Annotated in this window: 15 protein-coding genes; 12 read left to right on the top strand and 3 right to left on the bottom strand. The window is 72.9% G+C overall.

From position 1 onward, the window contains the following. The first annotated feature begins 39 nt into the window (after window positions 1–39). The 4 genes from ACIGW4_RS11400 (at window position 40) to ACIGW4_RS11385 (ending at window position 8,706) form a co-directional block, all read left to right on the top strand. Window positions 40–3,072 carry a protein kinase gene (locus tag ACIGW4_RS11400; protein ID WP_399579874.1) on the top strand — a complete coding sequence of 1,011 codons (3,033 nt, stop codon included), beginning with the start codon at window positions 40–42 and terminating at the stop codon, window positions 3,070–3,072. 112 nt (window positions 3,073–3,184) lie between these two features. Next, window positions 3,185–5,011, top strand: a complete 1,827-nt coding sequence (locus ACIGW4_RS11395; RefSeq protein WP_399579872.1) for a protein kinase — start codon at window positions 3,185–3,187, stop codon at window positions 5,009–5,011. Between the two features lie 152 nt (window positions 5,012–5,163). Continuing rightward, a complete protein-coding gene (locus ACIGW4_RS11390; protein WP_399579870.1) occupies window positions 5,164–6,831 on the top strand; it encodes a succinic semialdehyde dehydrogenase in 1,668 nt (555 codons plus the stop codon). Between the two features lie 48 nt (window positions 6,832–6,879). After that, complete coding sequence (locus ACIGW4_RS11385; protein ID WP_399579869.1) at window positions 6,880–8,706, top strand: GMC oxidoreductase; 1,827 nt, start codon at window positions 6,880–6,882, stop codon at window positions 8,704–8,706. 748 nt (window positions 8,707–9,454) lie between these two features. Here the strand turns inward: ACIGW4_RS11385 and ACIGW4_RS11380 are convergent. Beyond that, window positions 9,455–9,757: a chorismate mutase gene (locus ACIGW4_RS11380; protein ID WP_398710211.1), complete on the bottom strand. Its 303-nt coding sequence runs from the start codon at window positions 9,755–9,757 to the stop codon at window positions 9,455–9,457. 375 nt (window positions 9,758–10,132) lie between these two features. On the opposite strand from ACIGW4_RS11380, the gene guaA reads away from it, so the two are divergent. The 4 genes from guaA (at window position 10,133) to ACIGW4_RS11360 (ending at window position 14,850) form a co-directional block, all read left to right on the top strand. Further along, complete coding sequence (gene guaA, locus ACIGW4_RS11375; protein ID WP_123454790.1) at window positions 10,133–11,725, top strand: glutamine-hydrolyzing GMP synthase; 1,593 nt, start codon at window positions 10,133–10,135, stop codon at window positions 11,723–11,725. 111 nt (window positions 11,726–11,836) lie between these two features. Further along, window positions 11,837–12,625 carry a class II aldolase/adducin family protein gene (locus ACIGW4_RS11370; RefSeq protein ID WP_123454793.1) on the top strand — a complete coding sequence of 263 codons (789 nt, stop codon included), beginning with the start codon at window positions 11,837–11,839 and terminating at the stop codon, window positions 12,623–12,625. Window positions 12,626–12,821: 196 nt separating this feature from the next. Next, on the top strand, window positions 12,822–14,054 hold the full coding sequence (locus ACIGW4_RS11365) for a hypothetical protein (protein ID WP_399579867.1): 1,233 nt from the start codon (window positions 12,822–12,824) through the stop codon (window positions 14,052–14,054). Window positions 14,055–14,388: 334 nt separating this feature from the next. Continuing rightward, the gene (locus tag ACIGW4_RS11360) at window positions 14,389–14,850 is read left to right on the top strand and encodes a DoxX family protein (RefSeq protein ID WP_093878672.1); all 462 of its coding nucleotides are present in this window, start codon (window positions 14,389–14,391) and stop codon (window positions 14,848–14,850) included. A gap of 156 nt (window positions 14,851–15,006) precedes the next feature. Here the strand turns inward: ACIGW4_RS11360 and ACIGW4_RS11355 are convergent, their stop codons facing one another. Next, window positions 15,007–16,347, bottom strand: a complete 1,341-nt coding sequence (locus tag ACIGW4_RS11355; protein WP_399579865.1) for a PspC domain-containing protein — start codon at window positions 16,345–16,347, stop codon at window positions 15,007–15,009. A gap of 156 nt (window positions 16,348–16,503) precedes the next feature. On the opposite strand from ACIGW4_RS11355, the gene ACIGW4_RS11350 reads away from it, so the two are divergent. After that, window positions 16,504–17,766 (top strand): ATP-binding protein, encoded by a 1,263-nt coding sequence (locus ACIGW4_RS11350; RefSeq protein ID WP_123454803.1) that lies wholly within the window; start codon window positions 16,504–16,506, stop codon window positions 17,764–17,766. Continuing rightward, complete coding sequence (locus ACIGW4_RS11345; protein ID WP_359591008.1) at window positions 17,763–18,479, top strand: response regulator transcription factor; 717 nt, start codon at window positions 17,763–17,765, stop codon at window positions 18,477–18,479. Before ACIGW4_RS11350 ends, ACIGW4_RS11345 begins: the two co-directional genes overlap by 4 nt. 8 nt (window positions 18,480–18,487) lie before the next feature. Here the strand turns inward: ACIGW4_RS11345 and ACIGW4_RS11340 are convergent, their stop codons facing one another. Beyond that, on the bottom strand, window positions 18,488–19,603 hold the full coding sequence (locus tag ACIGW4_RS11340) for an NlpC/P60 family protein (protein WP_398710220.1): 1,116 nt from the start codon (window positions 19,601–19,603) through the stop codon (window positions 18,488–18,490). Window positions 19,604–19,945: 342 nt separating this feature from the next. On the opposite strand from ACIGW4_RS11340, the gene ACIGW4_RS11335 reads away from it, so the two are divergent. Next, complete coding sequence (locus ACIGW4_RS11335) at window positions 19,946–20,299, top strand: hypothetical protein (RefSeq protein ID WP_398710222.1); 354 nt, start codon at window positions 19,946–19,948, stop codon at window positions 20,297–20,299. Between the two features lie 122 nt (window positions 20,300–20,421). Next, on the top strand, window positions 20,422–22,869 hold the full coding sequence (gene pcrA / locus ACIGW4_RS11330; RefSeq protein WP_123454812.1) for a DNA helicase PcrA: 2,448 nt from the start codon (window positions 20,422–20,424) through the stop codon (window positions 22,867–22,869). Window positions 22,870–22,932 lie beyond the last annotated feature (63 nt).

Here is a 22,932-nt window from a genome sequence, read left to right as displayed (position 1 = left end):
CGGGTCCACGGGGACATCGTGCGCGCGTGGGGAGGCGTCGTGGACGACTACGCGGGAAGGGTGCTCGCCGACCGCTACCGCCTGCCGCTGCCACCGGCGGACGCCGACGCGTACGACCTGGTGGAGACACGCGCGTTTGACACCTACAGCGGGCAGGAGGTCCTGGTCCGCCAGGTGCCGCTGCCGGAGTTCGTCGACGCCGAGGTGCTCGACGGACGGGGCGGTCCCCCCGATCCCCACGGCGGATCGGGCGCGGCCACCCGCCGACCGGCCGAACCGGTCGTGCGCCGGGCCATCGAGGCGGCCCAGGCCGCCGCGCAGATCCCCGACCACCCTTTACTCGACCAGGTCTTCGACGTCTTCGCGGAGGCCGGCTCGCTGTGGATAGTGAGCGAGCGCGTGGCGGCCAGACCGCTGGCCGCGCTGCTCGCCGAGCGGCCCCTCAACCCGTACCGCGCGGCCGAGATAGGTGCCGACGTCCTCACCGCCCTGCGCGCCCTCCACGCCCACGGCTGGGTGCACCGGAACATCACCGCCCGGACCGTGCTCGTCTGCGACGACGGCCGCGTGGTCCTCAGCGGCCTCGCGGTGGGCGCCGCCGAGGAGGCCCTCTGCGGCTACGCGGCGGTCCCGGAACCGCCGGACGCGTTCGCACCGCCCCCGTCGCCCGAAGACGAGGAACACGAGGAACACGAAGAGCAGGGAGGACGCGAGGTCCACGAGCCGGCGGTGCCCGGGCAGGGCGCTTACCCGGCTGATCCGTACGTCGCCGATCCGTACGCACTGGAGGAGTACGGGCCTGAGGAGTACGGCGCCGAGGGGTACGTGACGGAGGGGGACGGCTCCGAGGAGTACGGCTCCGAAGGGTACGGATCGGACGGGTACGCGCCCGACGGGTACGGCTCCGAGACGTACGAGGTGGAGGTGTACGAGGAGGACGGCGGGTTCGACGGCGAGCCGTACGCGGACGGCACCGACACCGGCCACGACACCGACAGCGGCACCGGCAGCGGCACCGGTCACGGTCCCGACGCCCCCGACTCCTACGGTCCCGACGCCCCCGACTCCTACGGTGCCGACCCCTACGGGCGGGCCACGCCCGCCGCCGCCGAGACGCGGCCCGTGGTCGCGCCGCCCACCGCCGACGTGCGGGCCGCGCGGGCCGGGGCCATCGCCGCGTACCGCGCCGGTGCGCGCGCCGCCGCCCGGCTCGGCGAGACCGGGGCGCTCCCGGTCCAGCGCCCCGCGCCGCCGGAGCCGCCGGGGCCGCCCCCGCCGCCGACGTCACAGGCGTCCGGCGCGCCCGAACCGCAGTGGTGGGCGCGGGTGGCCGAGGACGAGGACGACGAGGACGACGGCGACGAGCCGTACGGCGGCGGCCCGCAGGCCGGCCCGCCGCCGCGCGTGATGCTGGCCGGCAGTTGGAGCGACGGCCCGCACGCCTCGCGCGACGGCTCCGGACCGATCCCGGCCGGTGGCGGCCCCCTGCTGCCCGGTTCGGGCCGTCCGGCCCTGCCCGCCGGGTACACCGCGGCGACCCCGGAGCCCGCGCCGCTCCCGGTCCCCGCCGGCGCCCGGGAGGAAGCGCCGGTCGCGATCCCGGCCCAGGCGCACCGGGGGCCGACCACGCGGCTCGCCGCCGAGCGCGCCCGCCAGACCCGGATCGCGGTCGTCGGCGCCGTGACCGAGCGCTGGGCGCCCGAGCAGGCCGGGCCCGTGCACGAGAACTGGCGCCTCGCCCCTCCGATCGGTCCCGCCACCGACCTGTGGGCGCTCGGCGCGCTCCTCTACCGGGCCGTCCAGGGACATGCCCCGTACCCCGAGGACAGCGCGACCGAGCTGGTCCAGCTGGTCTGCGCCGAGCCGCCGGCCTTCGCCGAGGAGTGCGGGCCCCTGCGCCCGGTCGTGGAGTCCCTGCTGCGTCAGGACCCCACCGAGCGGCCCGACTTCGAGGAGCTGCGCGGCTGGCTGCGCTCCCTCGTCCGCTCGGCGCCGGAGCCGGACGCCGGGCTCGGAGTCGTACCGCTGCCGTCCTTCGACGAGGCGCGGCTGCCGATCGTGCGCCGGCGCGGCGAGCTGGTGCGCCGGTGGCGCGGGGGAGCGGGGGCGGGCCGCCACCGCCACAAGCGCGGCAAGGACCCGCGCCCCGCCGCCCGGCAGGAGGCCCCGCACGACCACGAGTACAGCCACGCGCGCGTACAGCCGGATGACCGCGAGGAGTTCCGCGAGGAGCCCCGGGGCGGCTTCCACGAGGAGCCCAGGGACGGCTACCGCGAGGAGTTCGACGGGGAGATCCCGCAGCGCGCCCCGCGCGCCCCCCGGTCCTCCGCGCGCGCGTCGTCCTCCCGGACCCCGGGCTCCCCCCGCTCCCTGGGCCGTACGCTCCTGGTCCTCGTCCTCCTGCTGCTCGTGGGTGCCGTCGCGTACGCCGTCCTGTTCATGCCGGGGAAGGAGGAGCGGCCCGCCGCGCCGGCCACGCCCACGACCGCGACGGGCTCCGCGTCCGGCCCGCCCGCGACCACGAAGCCGTCCGCCGAACCGACCGTCGAACCGACCGCGAAGCCGACCACCAGACCGGCCACCACCCCGCCCCCGGCGGATCCCCCGGCTCCCGCCCTCGCCGCCGGGTACGAGCTCCGCCAGGACCCGGAGGGCTTCCGGATCGGGGTCCCGAAGGGGTGGCGGCGCAGCCCGATCAACGACGCCGGGCAAGTGCGCTACAGCGGCGGCGACTTCACGCTGATCGTCGTTCCCGGCCGGGACAGCGTCCGCGACAACGGCGCGGATCCGCTGGAATACCAGAACGCCAAGGAGCGCGAGCTGGCGCCGTACCGGTCCTCCAGCTGGTCGCAGGTGGTGAGGGCACGCCGGGTGGACATCGGCCGGACGCCGACGGCGGAGGGCGACTACACCTGGCTGGACAGCACGGGCCGCGAGGTGTTCGTGCGCAACCTCGCCCTGATCGACGGCGGTCGGTACCACGTCGTCCAGGTCATCGGGCCGGAGAGCGAGCGGGACAAGGTCTCCGAGGTCTACGAGCAGGCGACGAAGGGGTTCCGTCCGGGACGCTGATACGAATGTCCCACCGGCCCCCGGTCACAGTGCTGTTCCTATGACCGCCCCGAGGTTCCGTCGGCCGCGCCCCCCTCCGTAACCTGGCATCAGAAGGAACGGGCGGGGGCAAGTGGAACATTCTCAGAGCGCTTCTCAGGGCACAGGATCGGGGCTGCTGCTCGCCGGTCGCTACCGGCTGGGCGAGTCCATCGGGCGCGGCGGCATGGGCAAGGTCTGGCGCGCGCACGACGAGGTGCTGCACCGCGTGGTGGCGGTGAAGGAGCTGACGGCGGGTCGCTTCGTGGCCGAGGCCGACCGGCTCGTTCTGCACGCCCGTACGCAGAAGGAGGCGCGGGCCGCCGCGCGGATCACGCACCCGGGCGTGGTGACCGTCCACGACGTCCTGGAGCACGACAACCGGCCGTGGATCGTGATGCAGTACGTCGACGGGCCCTCGCTCGCCGACGCCGCCAAGGAGGCCGGCACGATCGAGCCCCGCGAGGCGGCCAGGATCGGGCTGCACGTCGTCGGCGCGCTGCGCGCCGCGCACGCGGCCGGGGTGCTGCACCGGGACGTCAAGCCGGGCAACGTGCTGCTCGCGCGGGACGGGCGCGTCCTCATCACCGACTTCGGGATCGCGGCGATCGAGGGGGACTCGACGATCACGCGGACCGGCGAGATCGTCGGCTCCATCGACTACCTGGCGCCCGAGCGGGTGCAGGGCGGCGACCCGGGGCCCGCCTCCGACCTCTGGTCCCTCGGCGCCACGCTGTACACGGCGGTGGAGGGCACCTCGCCGTTCCGCCGCACCTCCCCGATCAGCACCATGCAGGCCGTGGTGACCGAGGAGCCGCCGCACCCGGAGAAGGCGGGGCCGCTGGCCTCCGTCATCGTGGCACTGCTGCGCAAGGACCCGGCGCAGCGCCCGCGCGCGGACGAGGCCGAGCGGATGCTGCTCGACGCGATGGAGGGGCGCGCGCCGGCGGCGGCACAGGCGTACGTGCCGACCCAGCGCGTGGCCAGGGAGGACCTGGACTCGGCGGCGGGCGCGCACGGGCCGGGCGGCGACGCGCGTAGCGCGGACGCCGTCGGCACCGGTACGGGCACCGGCACGGAGAGCCTGGCGTCCGGCGAGCCGGGGAAGGCCACCGCGCGGTGGCCCCATCCGCCCCACCAGGCGCACCTGCCTCACCAGTCCAGCCAGCCCAGCCAGTCCTCTCTGCCTCACCAGACTCACCAGACTCACCAGGGACACCAGCCTCACCAGAGCCATCAGTCCCAGCCGTCACCCGTCCCCCCGCAGCACCCCACGCTCGTCCCCGCCTCCCCGGCCGCCTCCGGTCGCGGCCGCTGGCGCACCGCCGTGCTCGCGGCGCTGCTCGCCGGGGTCGTCGCGGGCGGCGCCGTCTTCGCCGCCATGAACTACGCGGGCGGCGACCGCGACCATGCCCGCGACGGCGGGCGGACGACGACGTCCCCCGCCACCGAGGGCGCGAGCGAAGACATCCCGGCCGGCTGGCACCGCGTCAAGGACCGGGAGGGCTTCAGCCTCCTCGTGCCGGACGGCTGGAAGCGCCAGACGGAGGGCGACCAGATCGACTACACCCCGGACAACGGCCGCCACCGCATCCGCATCAGCATCGACCGCAGCCCCGACTTCGAGAACCCGTACGTGCACGCCCTCGACCTGGAGCGCCAGTTGGGGAAGCGCATGAACTACAACCGGGTCAAGCTCGACCAGGTCACCTACCGCGACCAGGTCCGCTCCTGTCTGTGGGAGTTCACCTGGACCGAGAAGAAGAACTTCCCGGGGCCGCGGCACGCGATCGACCAGATGTACTACGAGGACGACGGCACCGAGTACGCCATCTACATGTCCTCGCCGGAGTCCAGCTGGGAGACCACCCGGGAGCAGTTCGACATCGTCGTCCGGCACTGGCGCGCGCCGGGGGACTGAGGGGCGGAAAAATCTCCACGGGCGGCCTCCAGGGGCCGTAAGCCCCTGATCAGGGCTTATGTGCCAGTGATCGCTGGCGTGATGTGTGTGGACGGTGAAAACGCGTTACCGACGGGTACCCAAAGGTCGGAACGCGGCCTACGCTCGGCCCCATGACGGACTCGCAGGCCCCCGCCGCCCTCACGGTTCCCGCCGACACCGCCGCCGAGTCGGCCCGCCCGGCCGTGCCCGCCGGCGCGACCAACCCGGTCGCGCCCGCGCCCGTCGGCGCGCGGACCGCCGCCGACGTCGTGACGCCCGAGTTGGTCGCCCGGCTCACGCGCGGAGTCGTCGGCTCCGGCCGGACCGCCAACCACACCCCCTTCACCGGGGAGAAGCTGGCGGACCTGCCCGAGTCCACCCCCGAGGACGTCGCCGAGGCCTTCACGCGCGCGCGTGCCGCCCAGGCCGCCTGGGCCGCCACCCCGGTCAGGACCCGCGCCGCCGTCCTCCTGCGCTTCCACGACCTCGTCCTCCAGCGGCAGGCCGAGGTCCTCGACCTCATCCAGCTGGAGACGGGCAAGGCCCGCCTGCACGCCCACGAGGAGGTGCAGGCGGTCGCCGTCGCCGCCCGCCACTACGGTCGCAAGGCCGCCTCGTACCTGCGCGCCAAGCGCCACACCGGCGTCGTGCCGACCCTCACCAAGGTCACCGAGCTGCGCCAGCCCCGCGGGGTCGTCGGCCAGATCGCCCCCTGGAACTACCCCCTGGAGCTCTCCGTCGGCGACGCGCTCCCCGCCTTCGTCTCGGGCAACGCCGTCGTCATGAAGCCCGACACGGAGACCGCGCTCACCGCCCTCTGGGCCCGAGACCTGCTCATCGAGGCCGGACTGCCCGCCGAGGTCTTCCAGGTCGTCCTCGGCGAGGGCCCGGTCGTCGGCCCCGAGGTCGTCGCCCACGCCGACTACGTCTCCTTCACCGGCTCCACCCGCACCGGCCGCGAGGTCGCCCGGGGCGCCGCCGCCCGGCTCGTCGGCGTCTCCCTCGAACTCGGCGGCAAGAACGCCATGCTCGTCCTCGAGGACGCCGACATCGAGAAGGCCGCCGCCGGAGCCGTCCGCGCCTGCTTCTCCTCCGCCGGACAGCTCTGCATCTCCATCGAGCGGCTGTACGTGCACGAGTCGATCGCCGACGCCTTCCTCGACCGCTTCGCCACCCGCACCAAGGCCATGCGCCTCGGCAACTCCCTCGCGTACGGGGCGGACATGGGCTCCCTCGTCGGCGAGCGGCAGCTGGAGACCGTCACGAAGCACGTCGAGGAGGCCGTCGCCAAGGGCGCCACGCTCGTCGCCGGCGGCGTCGCCCGCCCCGACATCGGCCCCCTCTTCTACGAGCCGACCATCCTCGACGGCGTCGAGGCCCCGATGGCCGTCTGCGGCGAGGAGACCTTCGGCCCGGTCGTCTCCGTCTACCGCTTCACGGACGAGGACGAGGTCGTCGAGCTCGCCAACGCCACCCCGTACGGCCTCAACTCCTCCGTCTGGACGAAGGACTCGCGCCGCGGCCACGCCGTCGCGGCCCGGCTGCGCACCGGCACCGTCAACATCAACGAGGGGTACGCCCCGGCCTACGGCAGCGTGCAGTCCCCGATGGGCGGCATGAAGGACTCCGGGCTCGGCCGCCGCCACGGCTCCGAGGGCATCCTCAAGTACACCGAGGCGCAGACCGTCGCCCAGCAGCGGCTGATCCCGCTCGCGCCCTCCTTCGGGATGGACGACGAGAAGTACGCCGCGTTCATGAGCGCGTCCCTGAAGGCGATGAAGGCCCTGCGCCTGCGCTGACGTCCAGTCCCTCCCGCCCTTTTCACACCTTTCCGCACGAGGAGAGCCATGGCCGCGGTACCCCCTACCCAAAATCAGGAGCTCGCGGACGACACCGCGTACGACTACGACGTCCTGGTCGTCGGCTCCGGCTTCGGCGGTTCGGTCACCGCCCTCCGCCTCACCGAGAAGGGCTACCGGGTCGGCGTCCTGGAGGCCGGGCGCCGCTTCACCCGCGCGACCCTGCCCAAGAACTCCTGGGACCTGAAGAACTTCCTGTGGGCCCCCGCCCTCGGCCTGTACGGCCTCCAGCGCATCCACCTGCTCGGCAACGTCATGGTGCTCGCGGGCGCCGGCGTCGGCGGCGGCTCCCTCAACTACGCCAACACCCTCTACGTGCCGCCCAAGCCCTTCTTCGACGACCCGCAGTGGAAGGACATCACGGACTGGCAGGACGAGCTGCGGCCGTACTACGACCAGGCGAAGCGGATGCTCGGCGTCCGGCTCAACCCGACGATGACCCCCTCCGACGTGCACCTGAAGTCCGCCGCCCAGGCCATGGGCATCGGCGACACCTTCCACATGGCGCCCGTCGGCGTCTTCTTCGGGGACGGACTCGACGCCGTCGACGGGGACGGGGTCGGCACGTCGAGGGCGAAGCCCGGCGAGGAGGTCGCCGACCCCTACTTCGGCGGCGCGGGCCCGGCCCGGCGCGCCTGCACCGAGTGCGGCGAGTGCATGACCGGCTGCCGCCACGGCGCCAAGAACACCCTCAACGAGAACTACCTGTACCTCGCCGAGAAGGCGGGTGCCACCGTCCACCCCATGACCACGGTCGTCACCGTCACCGAGGACTCGCGGGGCGGCTTCGCGGTGAAGACCCTGCCCACCGACAACCGGAAGAAGGGCAAGGGCCGGACCTTCACCGCCCGCCGCGTGGTCATCGCGGCCGGCACGTACGGCACGCAGACCCTGCTGCACCGGATGAAGGACAGCGGACTGCTGCCCCGGATCTCGAACCGGCTCGGCGAGCTCACCCGCACCAACTCCGAGGGCCTGGTCGGCGCCCAGACCACCGACCGCCGCTACCGCAAGCGGCACGGCAAGGAGAAGGCCGACTTCACCAGGGGCGTCGCCATCACCTCGTCCGTCCACCCGGACGAGAACACCCACATCGAGCCGGTCCGGTACGGCAAGGGCTCCAACTCCATGGGCAGCCTCACCGTCCTCCAGGTGCCCTACGGCGCCCACCGGGTGCGGAACTGGTTCCTCAACCTGCTCAAGCACCCAGCGCTCGCCGTCCGCTCGCTCTCCAACTGGCACTGGTCCGAGCGGACCATCATCGGCCTGGTCATGCAGTCCCTCGACAACTCCCTCACGACCTACCGCAAGCCCGGCGGCCTCGGAAAGGGCCTGCTCACGGCCCGCCAGGGGCACGGTGCGCCCAACCCGGTCCAGATCCCGGAGGCCACCCAGGCCGCCACCCTCCTCGCCGAGGAGATCAACGGCTTCGCCGGATCCAACGTCGGCGAGCTGATGGGCACCCCGCTCACCGCGCACTTCCTGGGCGGCTGCCCGATCGGCGCCGACGGCGAGACCGGCGTCATCGACCCGTACCACCGGCTCTTCGGCCACCCGGGGATCTCCGTCGTCGACGGCGCGGCCGTCTCCGCCAACCTCGGCGTCAACCCGTCCCTGACGATCACGGCCCAGGCGGAGCGCGCCATGTCCTTCTGGCCGAACAAGGGCGAGGAGGACCCGCGCCCGCGGCAGGGCGAGGTGTACGTACGGCTCTCGGCGATCGAACCGAAGTCCCCCGCCGTCCCCTCCGAGGCCTTCGGCGCCCTGCGGCTGCCGTTCCTGGGGATCCCGGCGGTCCCGCCGAAGAAGGACTGACGGCCGCCACGCGTGGACGAGCAGATGAAAGGGCGCTGCACCCCCCTCCGAGTGCAGCGCCCTTCCAGCTCTGGTGTTGCTGCATAGATGACCCGCGACCGGTGGGATTGGTTGTAGCGGTTGCACAGGTTCTTCGTGTGACGCGCGTCACGTCTGATGGGTGCTGTCGGGGGGCTGCGCCGTCGGGCATGGGGGAGGGCCCCGCGCTCGCGATTCCGGTCGCGGCGCGGGGCCCTCGGGGTCGGCACCGGTGTCAGGGCAGCTGCGGTGCCGAGCGGGGCGGCGCCGGGGGGTTGCGCCGCGGGGGAGGGGATCGGGGATCAGGGGGACGGGGAGGATCGGGGGATCGGCCGGTTGCGGCCGGCCCCGGGCGTCCCCGGGACCGACCGCCCTTTCTGGGTGACCGGGCTGCTGTCCCCTGCTGTCCGGTCACGCGCGCTGGTGCGAGGTCCCACGACGTACCCGAGAGGTACGCCACACGCTCCAGCGAAGCCACGCGTGGTTTCTTTCGGGCCCGCCCCTGGCTGGCACGGACAACCGGACCAACGAAGCCCGGCCGGAGCCGGTCACGCGCCGTACGGGTGAGAGCCGTACCGAACTCGGGTACGGGCACGCACCCGGATGCGCCCCGGCGCGGGTCGGTCGGACATGCCCCCCGGCACGGCCAGGTCGGATACGGCCCCGGCACGGCCAGGTCGGATACGGCCCCGGCGCGGATCGGGTCAGACGTGGCCCCGGCGCGCGTCGGTCAGATGCGGCCCCGGCACAGCTCCAGCATCGTCATCGCCAGCGCCGTGCCCGGCTTGCCCAGCGCGTCCCTGTAGTGGCCGAGGACCTCCATCTCGCGGGCCAGGTTCACCCGGCGGCCGCCGGAGGAGATCCGGGCCTCCTGGATGACGGTCGAGATGGCCATCCGTTCCTGGATGAGGCCGATGATCCGGTCGTCGAGGGCGTCGATGCGCCCGCGGGCGTCGCCGATCAGCGTCGCCGCCTCGTCGGTGCGGGCGCCGGTCTGCTCGGTGAGGGTCTTCGCGGTGGTGGTGGTCGTCATGGCGGGGCTCCTTGGGGTGTCGGGTCCGGGAGCCCCGGGGCGACATCGCCCGGAGACAAGCAGAACGCCCCGGGCCTTGTCGGCCCGGGGCGCCTGGGAAGTCGCTTGTCAGTTGCTCAAGCAGCACGACCATGGCAGCCGGTGGGCCGGTTGCCATAGGTAAAGACGAAGGTCGAGTGCTTGCGCATGGCGACAGTATGGCCCCCTTCGCGCACCCCGTCACAACCCGGGTTCGGATGGTGAGACGAAAAGAGTCACCGGCGCGCCGGTAGAATCGACAAATAGCCCCCCTTTCGAGGGAACCCTCAGGGCTCCTCGGAACCCCTCAGGAAACCTCGCCAGGGAAACCTCTCCTACCGCCGGAAGGCCGCCGTAGTGTCATCAGCGACTCCCGCTGCCGCGCCCGACGTCTCCAACCCGGACGTAGTCCTCGTTGTCGACTTCGGCGCCCAGTACGCCCAGCTCATCGCCCGTCGCGTCCGTGAGGCGCGGGTCTACAGCGAGATCGTCCCGTCCACCATGCCGGTGGCCGAGATGCTGGCCAAGAACCCGAAGGCGATCATCCTCTCCGGCGGCCCGTCCTCCGTGTACGCCGAGGGCGCCCCGCGTCTCGACCGCGAGATCTTCGAGGCCGGCGTCCCCGTCTTCGGCATGTGCTACGGCTTCCAGCTGATGGCGACGACCCTCGGCGGCACCGTCGACAACACCGGCGCCCGCGAGTACGGCCGGACCCCGCTGCACGTCTCCAAGGCCGGCTCCACCCTCTTCGAGGGCACCCCGGTCGAGCAGTCCGTGTGGATGTCGCACGGCGACGCCTGCTCCGCCGCCCCCGAGGGCTTCGCCGTCACCGCCTCCACGGACGTCGTGCCGGTCGCCGCCTTCGAGAACGACGAGAAGAAGCTGTACGGCGTCCAGTACCACCCCGAGGTGCTGCACTCCACGCACGGCCAGCAGATCCTGGAGCACTTCCTCTACCGCGGCGCCGGCATCGAGCCCAGCTGGACCACCGGCAACGTCATCGAGGAGCAGGTCGCGGCCATCCGCGCCCAGGTCGGCGACAAGCGCGCCATCTGCGGTCTGTCCGGCGGCGTCGACTCCGCCGTGGCCGCCGCGCTCGTGCAGAAGGCCATCGGCTCGCAGCTGACCTGCGTCTACGTCGACCACGGCCTCATGCGCAAGGGCGAGACCGAGCAGGTCGAGAAGGACTTCGTGGCCGCCACCGGCGCCAACCTGGTGGTCGTCGACGCGCAGGAGCGCTTCCTGAACGCGCTCGCCGGCGTCTCCGACCCGGAGACCAAGCGGAAGATCATCGGCCGCGAGTTCATCCGCGTCTTCGAGCAGGCGCAGCTGGAGATCCTCCAGGAGGAGGGCCCCGAGGTCGCCTTCCTGGTCCAGGGCACGCTCTACCCGGACATCGTCGAGTCCGGCGGCGGCACCGGCACCGCCAACATCAAGTCGCACCACAACGTGGGCGGCCTCCCCGAGGACATCGAGTTCCAGCTCGTCGAGCCGCTGCGCCAGCTGTTCAAGGACGAGGTCCGCATGGTCGGCCAGGAGCTCGGCCTGCCCGAGGAGATCGTCCAGCGCCAGCCGTTCCCCGGCCCCGGCCTCGGCATCCGCATCGTCGGCGAGGTCACCAAGGAGCGCCTGGACCTGCTGCGCGAGGCCGACGCCATCGCCCGCGAGGAGCTCACCGCGGCCGGTCTCGACCGTGAGATCTGGCAGTGCCCGGTCGTCCTCCTCGCCGACGTCCGCTCCGTGGGCGTCCAGGGTGACGGCCGCACCTACGGTCACCCGATCGTGCTGCGTCCCGTCTCCTCCGAGGACGCCATGACGGCCGACTGGTCGCGCCTGCCCTACGAGGTGCTCGCCAAGATCTCGACCCGCATCACCAACGAGGTCGCCGACGTGAACCGCGTCGTCCTTGACGTCACGAGCAAGCCGCCGGGCACCATCGAGTGGGAGTAGACGCTCCCGCCCGCGCGTGAAGCCGTCGTCCCGGTCCTCCGGGGCGGCGGCTTCGTCGTGTTCCCGTCCGGACTCTGGTGACTTGACCGGCCGGGCGTTACCTTCCGGCGCATGAGCGTGACACCGGATCCCGTCCCCGTCGAACGGCTCCACTTCGCCCTGCCGCCCGTCCACGCGACGGCCGAGGAGGAACGCGTCCACCGCAAGCAGCGGCTCGCCGGCGCGCTCCGGATCTTCGGGCGGCTCGGGTACGAGGAGGGCGTCTCGGGCCACATCACCGCCCGCGACCCGGAGTACCCCGACTGCTTCTGGGTGAACCCCTTCGGCGCCCCCTTCGAGGAGCTCACCGCGAGCGACCTCATCCTGGTCAACGGCGACGGGCAGGTCGTCCGGGGCGGCCACCACGTCAACCAGGCCGCCTTCACCGTCCACGCCCAGGTCCACCGCGCCCGGCCCGACGCCGTCGCCGTCGCGCACACCCACTCCGTCCACGGCCGGGCCCTCGCCGCGCTCGGCGAACTCCTCGACCCGATCACCCAGGAGGCCTGTGCCTTCTACCAGGACCACGCCCTCTACGACGCCTTCACCGGCGTCACCGTGGATCCCGAGGAAGGCCGCCGGATCGCCGTCGCCCTCGGCACCTTCAAGGCGATCGTGCTCCGCAACCACGGCCTGCTCACCGTCGGCACCTCCGTCGACGCGGCCGCCTGGTGGTTCATCGCCCTCGAACGCTGCGCCCAGGTGCAGCTCACCGCCCGGGCGGCCGGCAAACCGGTGCTCATCGACCACCGCGAGGCGGTCGCCACCCGGGAACAGCTCGGCAGCGACCTCGTCGCCTGGATCAACTACCAGCCCCTGTGGCGCAGGATCAGCCGCACGGAACCCGAACTCCTGTCGTAACACCATCGCTTCACCCTTCTGTACGTCAATGAGATGGCGCGGCAATCACTCTCCGGCGGGGCGCACGCGACGGGCGCGGAAGCCGCCGGTACGGCACAATTCCGTGGAATCAACGGCTGGTTGGCCCTTCGGGCCGCGCCCGGACGCGTCGAAGCGGATCGAAGCGTGCCGTGCAGTGAGCTCGGGAGTGAGCACCGTGGCGGTTCAAGAGGCGAGACACTACGGCGAGCACGCGACGGCCTGCGCCGGCTGCGCCCACTGCGGGCAGGCCGGGCACCGGCGCGCCGTCGCCGCCTTCCTGGCCCGGCGCGACGAGCTCGCCGCCGGGCACGGCGTCCCCGCCGCCGTCGCCCACTCGCCGGTCGCCGCCCGCCAGTGGGTCTCCGACGAGCTCGCCCAGTCCGCCCGCGCGGTGGCCGTACGCGGCCGGGAAGCCGGACTCGCCTGGCTCGACCGCGTACGCCGCGGCGGCCTCGGCGCCGTCTGGGGCGCCGTCCTCGCCCTCCTCCTCGGTCAGGCCCTCACCGCCATCGGCGGCGGCTGGACCGGCGCCCGCACGGCCGGCCTCTGCACCGCCCTGGTCCTCGCCGTCCTCCTCAGCGCCGCCGCCCACGCCCATCGCGCCCGGGGCGGCCTCCTCGCCCCGCTGATCGGCGAGGACAACCGGCTCTCCACCACCCGCGCCGTCGCCGCCGGCTGGCTGCTGCTCCTCGGCTTCACCCTCCTCTTCCTGGTCTTCCGGTCGCCTGGCGCGACCGCCTTCGGTCTGAACCGGGGTGCCGGTCTGCTGACCGTCCTCGCCCTCGTCGCCTCCGTCACCGTCACCGCCCGTCTCGTCGTCGCGCGGGGGATCGCGGCCGGCCGCCTCCAGAAGGTGCGGGCCGACCGTCCGCGCGCCGCCGACCTGGTCTGCGACGACAGCGGCCGGGCTGCCCTCGCCGACGTGCAGTACCTCCTCGTCTCCGGTGCCGTCCTCGCCCTGGCCGCCGTCGGCCTGGCCCGCGACCCCGACCGACTGCCCGAGGTGCCCTGGTCCCTGGTGCTGCTCGTCGGCGTGTCGGCGGCCTGGCACCTCGCCGCGAAGGTCACCGAGGGCGTCCGCCCCACGATCCACTCCGTGGTCCGGTCCCGTGAGGCGGGCGACCTCGACGCCCCGATCCGCACGGGCGACGACATCGAGATCCGCGGCTGCGGCTTCGTCCCGCCCGGCGCCGGCGCCCCCGATCCGCTGACCCGCCTGGTCGTCCGCATCGGTGCCGTCCACGCCCATGTGCCGCTGGTCCCCGTCCCGGGCGGCTTCGCCAACCCCACCGACGCGACCCTGACCGTCCCCCTCCCGGCGGACGTGGAACCGGGCCGGGTGGAGGTCTCGGTCGTCACGGCGGCCGGTGTGGAGACCAACCGGGTCACGATCGACGTCGTGGACTGAACGTCCGGGCCCCCTTCCCGTGTTTCCGACGGCAGGTGCGAGGAGAATCGTTCCGCGAACAGTCGTCCGGGGCGTGGAGAGGTGACCGACGATGACGGGACAGACGAACCGACGACACGACACGGGCGACGACCCGAACCGGACCGACGGCACTGGAGCCTCGGGCGGGACAGGCGGCGCCGGTGCCTCGGGCGGGACCGCTGGTACCGGTGGCCGGGGTGGGGCCGCTGGTACCGGTGCCTCGGCCGGGCCGGGTGGTATCGGTGGCCCGGGCGGGGCCGGTGACCCGGACGGGGCCGGTGAGCGTTTCGGTGAGCGGAAGGCCACCTTCGACCTGTGGAAGGCGACCGCCTCCCGCTATGCCCTCCTTCCGTTGCGGATCTTCCTCGGGGTCACCTTCATCTACGCCGGACTCGACAAGCTCACCGACTCCGCCTTCTTCGCCGACACGGGAAGCGGCTCCATCGGCGAGATGATGCGCGGCGTCCGCGACAGCTCCGCGATCCCCGCCCTCGTCGACCTCGCCCTCAAGAACCCGGCCGGCTTCGGATACGCCATCGCCTTCGGCGAGCTCGCCGTCGGGCTCGGGACGCTCTTCGGTCTCTTCGCCCGACTGGCGGCGCTCGGCGGCGCCCTGATCTCGCTGAGCCTCTGGCTGACCGTGAGCTGGCAGGTGCACCCGTACTACCTCGGCAACGACCTGGCCTACCTGATGTCCTGGCTCCCGCTGCTGCTGGCCGGGGCCCCGGTGCTCTCACTGGACCGGCTCCTCGCCGAACGACGCCGTATTCGATAGGCGACCCAGGTCGCGAGGGCGGCGGTGCCGAGGCCGCCGCCGAGCACGGGGATCACCGCGTACCACGGGGTCGTCCAGGCGTCGGCGGCGTCGCCCGCGTAGGCCGCGGCCAGGGCGAGGGCGGTCAGGCCGACGAGCAGCCGGCCGGGGCGGAACTCATGAAGCAGCACGGGTGACCTCCACCTGTCCGAGTCCGACCTCCAGCGAGAGGTCCAGGGTGCCCGCCGGGGCGGTCCCGGCCGGCGGGTCGAGCGTCCGGGTCACGTCACGGTCCGGCGCGATGTCGATGTCGCCGGCGGGCGCCCCCGGCAGCTGCAGATCGCCCAGGCTCACCTGGGCGTGCAGCTTCACCACCGCGCTCTTCGGGACGATCACCTTCAGCCGCCCGGCGCCCACGGAGGCGCGCGTCGTCACCGTCGTGCCGGCCGGGAGCGGGAGCCGGGACAGGTCGAGCGTGCCGACCCCGGTGCCCAGCTCGTAGTCCGGCCGCACGGCGGCGACCGAGGCGGGCCGCCAGGTCTCGCGGACCCAGTCCGTGGTGATGCGATCGGGCAGCGCCGACGTCAGGGCCAGCAGGCTCGCCGTGATCACGGTCAGGAAGACCGTGCCGAAGCCGGTCCGTCCGACGAGGCTGCTGACGACGAGGCCCAGGCCGAACACCGCGAGCGCGGCCGCCAGACCGATCTGCAGGCTGGTGCCCAGCGGGTGGGTGTCCCACGTCAGGCCCGTGCCGAGACCGCCCGCGATCAGAGCGAGCAGGAAGACGAGCCCTCCTATGGAGAGCGGGCTCCGGCGGACGGAGGGTGCCGGGCGCCCGGGCGCCGCCGGGTCGGGGCCCCACTGGCTGCCGGGCTTCGGCACCTCGCCGTTCACCCGGCCGTCCTCGTCCAGGATCCCGTGCGGGCCCCACAGATAGCCGACGGCGATCTTGCCCGTCGAGCCGTCCTTGACGATCGGGTCCTTCCACCAGGAGGGGGACTCGAAGAGCGGCGGCGCCTTGGTCTCGGGCGGTGCCTCGGCGACCGTGAGGACGGTCGGCGCGTCCGGCCTGCCCTCGGTCTCGCCGCCGACCCGACGCCGCTGCGACCAGACCGCCGCCCCGCACACCGCGAGCGACAGCATGAGTGTGAAGCCCAGCATCTCCCCGCTGTGCAGGGTCGACAGGAAGATCCCGCAGCCGATCAGCGCCATCAGCAGGGCCGCCAGGGAGGCCCCGGACACCCGGCCCGTCAGCAGCCCGCGCCCTTCGCTCTCCTCCTCGCCCGCGAGCGGGATCAGGAGCCACGCGAAGCCGTAGAACACCAGCCCCAGGCCGCCCGTCACCGACAGCACGCCGATCACCACCCGGAATATCACCGGGTCCAGGTCGAAGCGCCGCCCGAGACCTCCGCAGACGCCGCCCACGACGTTGCTTCCGCGCGAGCGCCGGAGCGGCGGGGCGGGATCGGCCTCCGCCGGCGGCGGGGCCTCGTGCTGCGAAGGCGTCGAACTCGTCATGCCTCCATGGTGACGGCCCGTGACGTTCCGCGGCACCGGGTCCGACCCTGGCCCGACCCTGATATTCACGGGGCCTCCGTCCCCGAGTCCGTACCAGGGACGATCTCAGGGCCGACCCTGATGTCCGGGGCGGGCCGAACGTGTGACGATCGGTGCATGTCCGCAACCGCTCGTGTCACCGAGACCGACGAACCGCCCGTGCGCAGGCTCTACCGGAGCGCCGACGGGCGGTGGCTCGGCGGTGTCGCACGCGGTCTCGCGGGCCACCTCGGCCTTCCGGTCGTCTGGGTGCGGGCGCTCTTCGTGGTGCTGTCGTTCTCGAACGGCCTGGGCATCGTGCTCTACGCGGTCTTCTGGATCGTCGTCCCGCTCGGCGTCGGCGGAAGGTCCGCCCCGCGCTCCCTCTTCGAGACCACCTCGGACGGCCGCCGCAGACTGCGCAAGCCCGACCGGGGCCAGGTCGTCGCCCTGATCGCGCTCGGCATCGGCCTCGCGGCCCTCGTCGGGAACGTCAGCGTGGACAACGACACCGGGCGCTACATATGGCCGCTGATCCTCATCGCCGTCGGCGTCGTCCTCGTCTGGAGACAGGCGGACAACGCCCGCCGGGCCAGCTGGACCGACACCGGGCGCAGCAAGCGCGCGTTCCAGCTCGTCCGCGGCCTCGTCGGCGTCGGCCTCGTCGGCACCGGTCTCGCGGTCTTCGTGGTGGTCCGCGGCTCCGTCGCCCAGTTCGGCACGGCCGTCACCGCCGCCGTCGCCGTCCTCACCGGCATAGCGCTCCTCGCCGGCCCCTGGCTGGTCCGCATGTCGCAGGACCTCAACGACGAGCGGACCATGCGCATCCGCGCCCAGGAGCGCGCCGAGGTCGCGGCCCACGTCCACGACTCCGTGCTGCACACCCTGACCCTGATCCAGCGCAACGCCGACGACCCCGGCGAGGTGCGCCGCCTCGCCCGCGCGCAGGAGCGCGAGCTGCGGAACTGGCTCTACAAGCCCGAGGGCACCGGTCGGGACGAGGAGCCCGAGACCCTCGCGGAGGCGGTGAAGAGAGCGGCGGCCGAGGTCGAGGACAAGCACGGGGTTCCGCTGGAGGTGGTCGTCGTCGGGGACTGCCCGCTCGACGAGAAGCTGGCCGCGCAGATGCAGGCCGCGCGCGAGGCGATGGTCAACGCCGCCAAGTACGGTGGCGAGGGCGGGGCCGTGCAGGTGTACGCCGAGGTGGAGGGCCGTACGGTCTTCGTCTCGGTGCGGGACCGTGGGCCGGGCTTCGACCTGGATTCGGTGCCCGAGGACCGGATGGGCGTACGAGAATCGATCATCGGCCGTATGCAGCGCAACGGCGGTACGGCCCGGCTGCGGTCACCGCAGGGCGGGGGCACCGAAGTGGAGCTCGAGATGGAGAGGGCGGACGGATGAGCGACGAGACCGGAGCGACGACCGGAGCCGATGCGGAAGCGCCGGGCACGGGACGCCGGGTGCGGGTGGTGCTCGTCGACGACCACCGGATGTTCCGCACCGGGGTGCAGGCCGAGATCGGCCGGACCGAGGTCACCGGCGTCGAGGTGGTCGGCGAGGCCGCCGACGTCGACCAGGCGGTCACGGTCATCACCGCGACCCGCCCCGAGGTCGTCCTCCTCGACGTGCACCTGCCGGGCGGCGGCGGGGTCGAGGTGCTGCGGCGCTGCGCGAGCCTGATGGGCGCGGCCGAGGACCCGGTCCGTTTTCTGGCCCTGTCGGTGTCGGACGCGGCCGAGGACGTCATCGGGGTGATCCGGGGCGGCGCCCGCGGCTATGTCACCAAGACGATCACCGGGACCGACCTGGTCGACTCGATCTTCCGCGTCCAGGAGGGCGACGCCGTCTTCTCGCCGCGCCTCGCCGGTTTCGTCCTGGACGCCTTCGCCTCGACGGACGCGCCGCCGGTGGACGAGGACCTGGACCGGCTCACCCAGCGGGAGCGCGAGGTGCTGCGGCTGATCGCCCGGGGATACGCGTACAAGGAGATCGCCAAGCAGCTCTACATCTCGGTGAAGACGGTCGAGTCGCACGTCTCGGCGGTGCTGCGGAAGCTCCAGCTCTCCAACCGCCACGAGCTGACCCGCTGGGCCACCGCCCGCCGTCTGGTCTGAGCGGGGTCTCAGCCGACCCGGGTGGCCCCGGCGAAGGGCATCTCGTCGATGGGGGCGATGCGCACCGGGGCGCCCGGCCGGGGGGCGTGGATCATCTGGCCGCCGCCGATGTAGAGCCCGACGTGGCTGATCCCGGAGTAGAAGAAGACCAGGTCACCGGGGGCGAGCTGGGAGCGGGAGACGCGCCGGCCGGCGTTGATCTGGGTGTACGTGGTGCGGGGCAGGGAGACGCCGGCGGCGCGCCAGGCCGCCTGGGTGAGGCCGGAGCAGTCGTAGGCGGAGGGGCCGGTCGCCCCCCACACGTACGGCTTGCCGAGCTGGGCGTGGGCGAAGGAGACGGCCGCGGCGGCCCGGCCGTCGGGGGCGGTCACCGGTTCGCGCTCGCCGCCCGAGGAGCGGTCGGCCCGTACCGTCGGGGACGCGCCGGCCGTGCCCGTACCGCTCGGGCCGTCGGTCCGCGTCGAGGAGCCGGAGCCGTCCCGGGCCGCGGCGGCCGCCTCGTACCGCGCGCGTTCCTCCGCGGTCAGCCGGGCGAGCAGCGCCCTGGCCTCCGCCAGCTTGCCGACCACGGCCGCCTTCTGCCGCCGCAGTTCCGCCTCGTGTCCGCGCAGTGCGGTCAGTTCCCCCGCCGACTCGCCGCGCAGCTGACGGATCGCGGCGAGCTCGCGCCGTACGGCCGTGACGGCGGCCGCCTGCCGGTCCCCGGCCTTCTCGGCGAGCGCGGCCCGCTCCAGGTACTGGTCGGGGTCGGAGGTGAGGACGAGCTGGACGGCGGGGTCGAGCCCTCCGGAGCGGTACTGGGCGGCGGCCACGGCCCCGAGCGCGTCCCGGGCGGTGTTGAGGCGCTCGGTCCTGCGGGCGGCCTCGTCGCGCAGCCGGTCGAAGGCGGTGCGCGCCTCGTCGGCCTTCTCCTTCGCCCCGTTGTACCGCTCCGTCGCGACCTCGGCCTCCTCGTAGAGCCGGTCGACCTTCGCCCTGACCTGGGCGGTGGTGAGCCGGGGGTCCGCGTGTCCGGACCCTTCGAAGAGCGTCGCCGTCGCCGCGGAGGCGAGGGCGAGGGTGGCGGCGGTGCGGACCGCCGAGCTGCCGAGGGGGGACTGTTTGGACTTTCGGTGCGCTGCCACGAGGGCGGGTCACATCCTCTTCCCTGGGGGACGGTGGCCGCCGGGCCGGCGGCGGACCGCACAGGGGAGACGGACCGCCGCCGGGTTTTCTCGGCGGGGGTGACCGACGCCGCCGGAACACCGGCGGTGGTGGGGAGCCGGTCACCTGGTGGAGGACGCTAAACCTGGGGTCACGGCCGGGCGGGGAGTTGACCGCTATTGACGACAGTTGACGTGTCGGGGACCGATCCCTTTCGCCCGGAGTGAGGGGACGGGGTCATTCCGGCAGCCGTCCGACCGAAGCGGCGAGGGGAGTGGACCCGGCCGGAGAGCGGTGGTAGGGCCCCGATTAGGCTCCGCCCCATGGACGTACTCATCAATGTCTTCGTCGCCCTGCACATCATCGGTATCGCCTCCCTCCTCGGCGGCTTCCTCACCCAGATGAAGGCGATGGGCGCGGGTACGGCCCGCTTCAGCCCCGCGATGCTGCACGGTGCGCTGACCATGCTGATCACGGGCATCGCGCTCGTCGGCCTCAACCAGGCCGACGACCACACCGTGAACAACCTCAAGATCGGCATCAAGCTGGCGATCCTCGTCGTGGTCCTCGGCCTCGTCTACGTCAAGCGGGACGAGGAGAGGGTCGACAAGGGCCTCTTCGCCGCCGTCGGCGGCCTGACCACGGCGAACATCTTCATCGCGACCCTCTGGGTGTGAGCCGCCGGGCCGCCGGGTGCGGGCCGCCGGGGCCACCGGGGCCGCCCGGTGTGAGCCCTTCCACAGGCTCCGTCCCCAAGGCGGACCCGGATGTCCGCGGGGCGTCCTAGACTCGTGAGGCGATGAGCAGCCTCTTTGACGACAGCTTCCTGGCCGGCCTCCAGAACCACTCGGAGGAGCCGCCGCCCCACCCCGAGGACGAGGAGCACGGCTCCCCGGCCGACGAGGAGGTCCCGCACGACCTCTTCGGGGAGCACTTCGACGCGCCTCCGCCCGCCCGGGAGACGCACTACCGCGACGGCCACCCCCGGCCCGTCGTGGACCCCGCCGCGCTCCTGGAGGGGCTGAACGAGCAGCAGCGCGCCGCCGTCGTCCACACGGGCACCCCGCTGCTCATCGTCGCCGGCGCCGGCTCGGGCAAGACCCGGGTGCTCACCCACCGCATCGCCCACCTCCTGGGCACCCGGCACGTCCACCCCGGGCAGATACTGGCGATCACCTTCACGAACAAGGCCGCCGGCGAGATGAAGGAGCGCGTCGAGCAGCTCGTCGGACCGCGGGCCAACGCGATGTGGGTGATGACCTTCCACAGCGCGTGCGTGCGCATCCTGCGCCGCGAGTCGAAGAAGCTCGGCTTCACCTCCTCCTTCTCGATCTACGACGCGGCCGACTCCAAGCGGCTGATGGCGCTGGTCTGCCGGGACCTGGACCTCGACCCGAAGAAGTTCCCGCCGAAGTCGTTCAGCGCCAAGGTCTCGAACCTGAAGAACGAGCTGATCGACGAGGAGACCTTCGCCGACCAGGCCGCCGACGGCTTCGAGAAGACGCTCGCCGAGGCGTACCGGATGTACCAGGCGCGGCTGCGCGAGGCCAACGCCCTGGACTTCGACGACATCATCATGACGACGGTCCACCTGCTCCAGGCGTTCCCCGACGTCGCCGAGCACTACCGGCGCCGCTTCCGCCACGTGCTCGTCGACGAGTACCAGGACACCAACCACGCCCAGTACACGTTGGTGCGCGAGCTCGTCGGCACCGGCTACGAGGACCTCGGCCCGGCCGAGCTGTGCGTGGTCGGCGACGCCGACCAGTCGATCTACGCCTTCCGCGGCGCGACCATCCGCAACATCCTCCAGTTCGAGGAGGACTACCCGGACGCGACGACGATCCTCCTGGAGCAGAACTACCGCTCCACCCAGACGATCCTCTCCGCCGCCAACGCCGTCATCGAGCGCAACGAGTCCCGCCGCCCCAAGAACCTGTGGACCAACGCGGGCGCGGGCGCGCAGATCACCGGTTACGTCGCCGACACCGAGCACGACGAGGCCCAGTTCGTCGCCGACGAGATCGACCGGCTCACCGACGCGGGCGAGGCCAGGGCCGGGGACGTCGCCGTCTTCTACCGGACCAACGCCCAGTCCCGCGTCTTCGAAGAGATCTTCATCCGCGTCGGACTGCCCTACAAGGTCGTCGGCGGCGTGCGCTTCTACGAGCGCAAGGAGGTCCGGGACGTCCTCGCGTACCTCCGCGTCCTCGCCAACCCCGAGGACAACGTCCCGCTGCGCCGCATCCTCAACGTCCCCAAGCGCGGCATCGGCGAGCGCGCCGAGGCGATGATCGACGCCCTGTCCCTGCGCGAGAAGATCACCTTCCCGCAGGCGCTCAAGCGGGTCGACGAGGCGTACGGCATGGCCGCCCGCTCGGCGAACGCGGTGAAGCGGTTCAACGCGCTCATGGACGAGCTGCGCACCATCGTCGAGTCCGGCGCCAGCCCCGCCGTCGTCCTGGAGGCAGTCCTGGAGCGGACCGGCTACCTCGCCGAGCTCCAGGCCTCGACCGACCCGCAGGACGAGACCCGCATCGAGAACCTCCAGGAACTCGCCGCGGTGGCCCTCGAGTTCGAGCAGGAGCGCGGCGAAGAGCCCGCGACCCTGGCCGAGTTCCTGGAGAAGGTCGCCCTCGTCGCCGACTCCGACCAGATCCCCGACGAGGACGAGGAGGGCTCCGGGGTCATCACCCTGATGACCCTGCACACCGCCAAGGGCCTGGAGTTCCCGGTGGTGTTCCTGACGGGCATGGAGGACGGCGTCTTCCCGCACATGCGCGCCCTCGGACAGACGAAGGAGCTGGAGGAGGAGCGGCGCCTCGCGTACGTCGGCATCACGCGCGCGCGTGAGCGGCTCTACCTCACCCGCTCGTCGATGCGCAGCGCCTGGGGCCAGCCCTCGTACAACCCGGCCTCGCGCTTCCTGGAGGAGATCCCGCCCGCGTACCTGGAGTGGAAGCGGACCGGTCCGATGGTCAAGCCCGCCGGGCCGACCTCGGGGATCACCTCCTCGCTCTCCTCCTCCCGCGCGCGCTCCGGCCCCTCCGGCTTCGCCACCCGGCGCGCCGGCGACAAGCCGGTGATCTCCCTCCAGGTCGGCGACCGCGTCACGCACGACCAGTTCGGGCTCGGCACGGTCATGGCGGTGCAGGGCGAGGGCGACAAGGCCCAGGCGACGATCGACTTCGGCGACGAGAAGCCGAAGCGGCTGGTGCTGCGGTACGCGCCGGTCGAGAAGCTGTAGCGGGGCGGTACGGGAGCGGGCGGTACGGGAAGGGGCCCCGGCAGCGGATGCCGGGGCCCCTTC

This window comes from Streptomyces sp. NPDC053513, from assembly GCF_044544765.1.
In the GTDB taxonomy this organism is placed as follows: Bacteria; Actinomycetota; Actinomycetes; order Streptomycetales; family Streptomycetaceae; genus Streptomyces; species Streptomyces litmocidini.
This window is presented reverse-complemented; position numbering and strand designations above follow the sequence as displayed.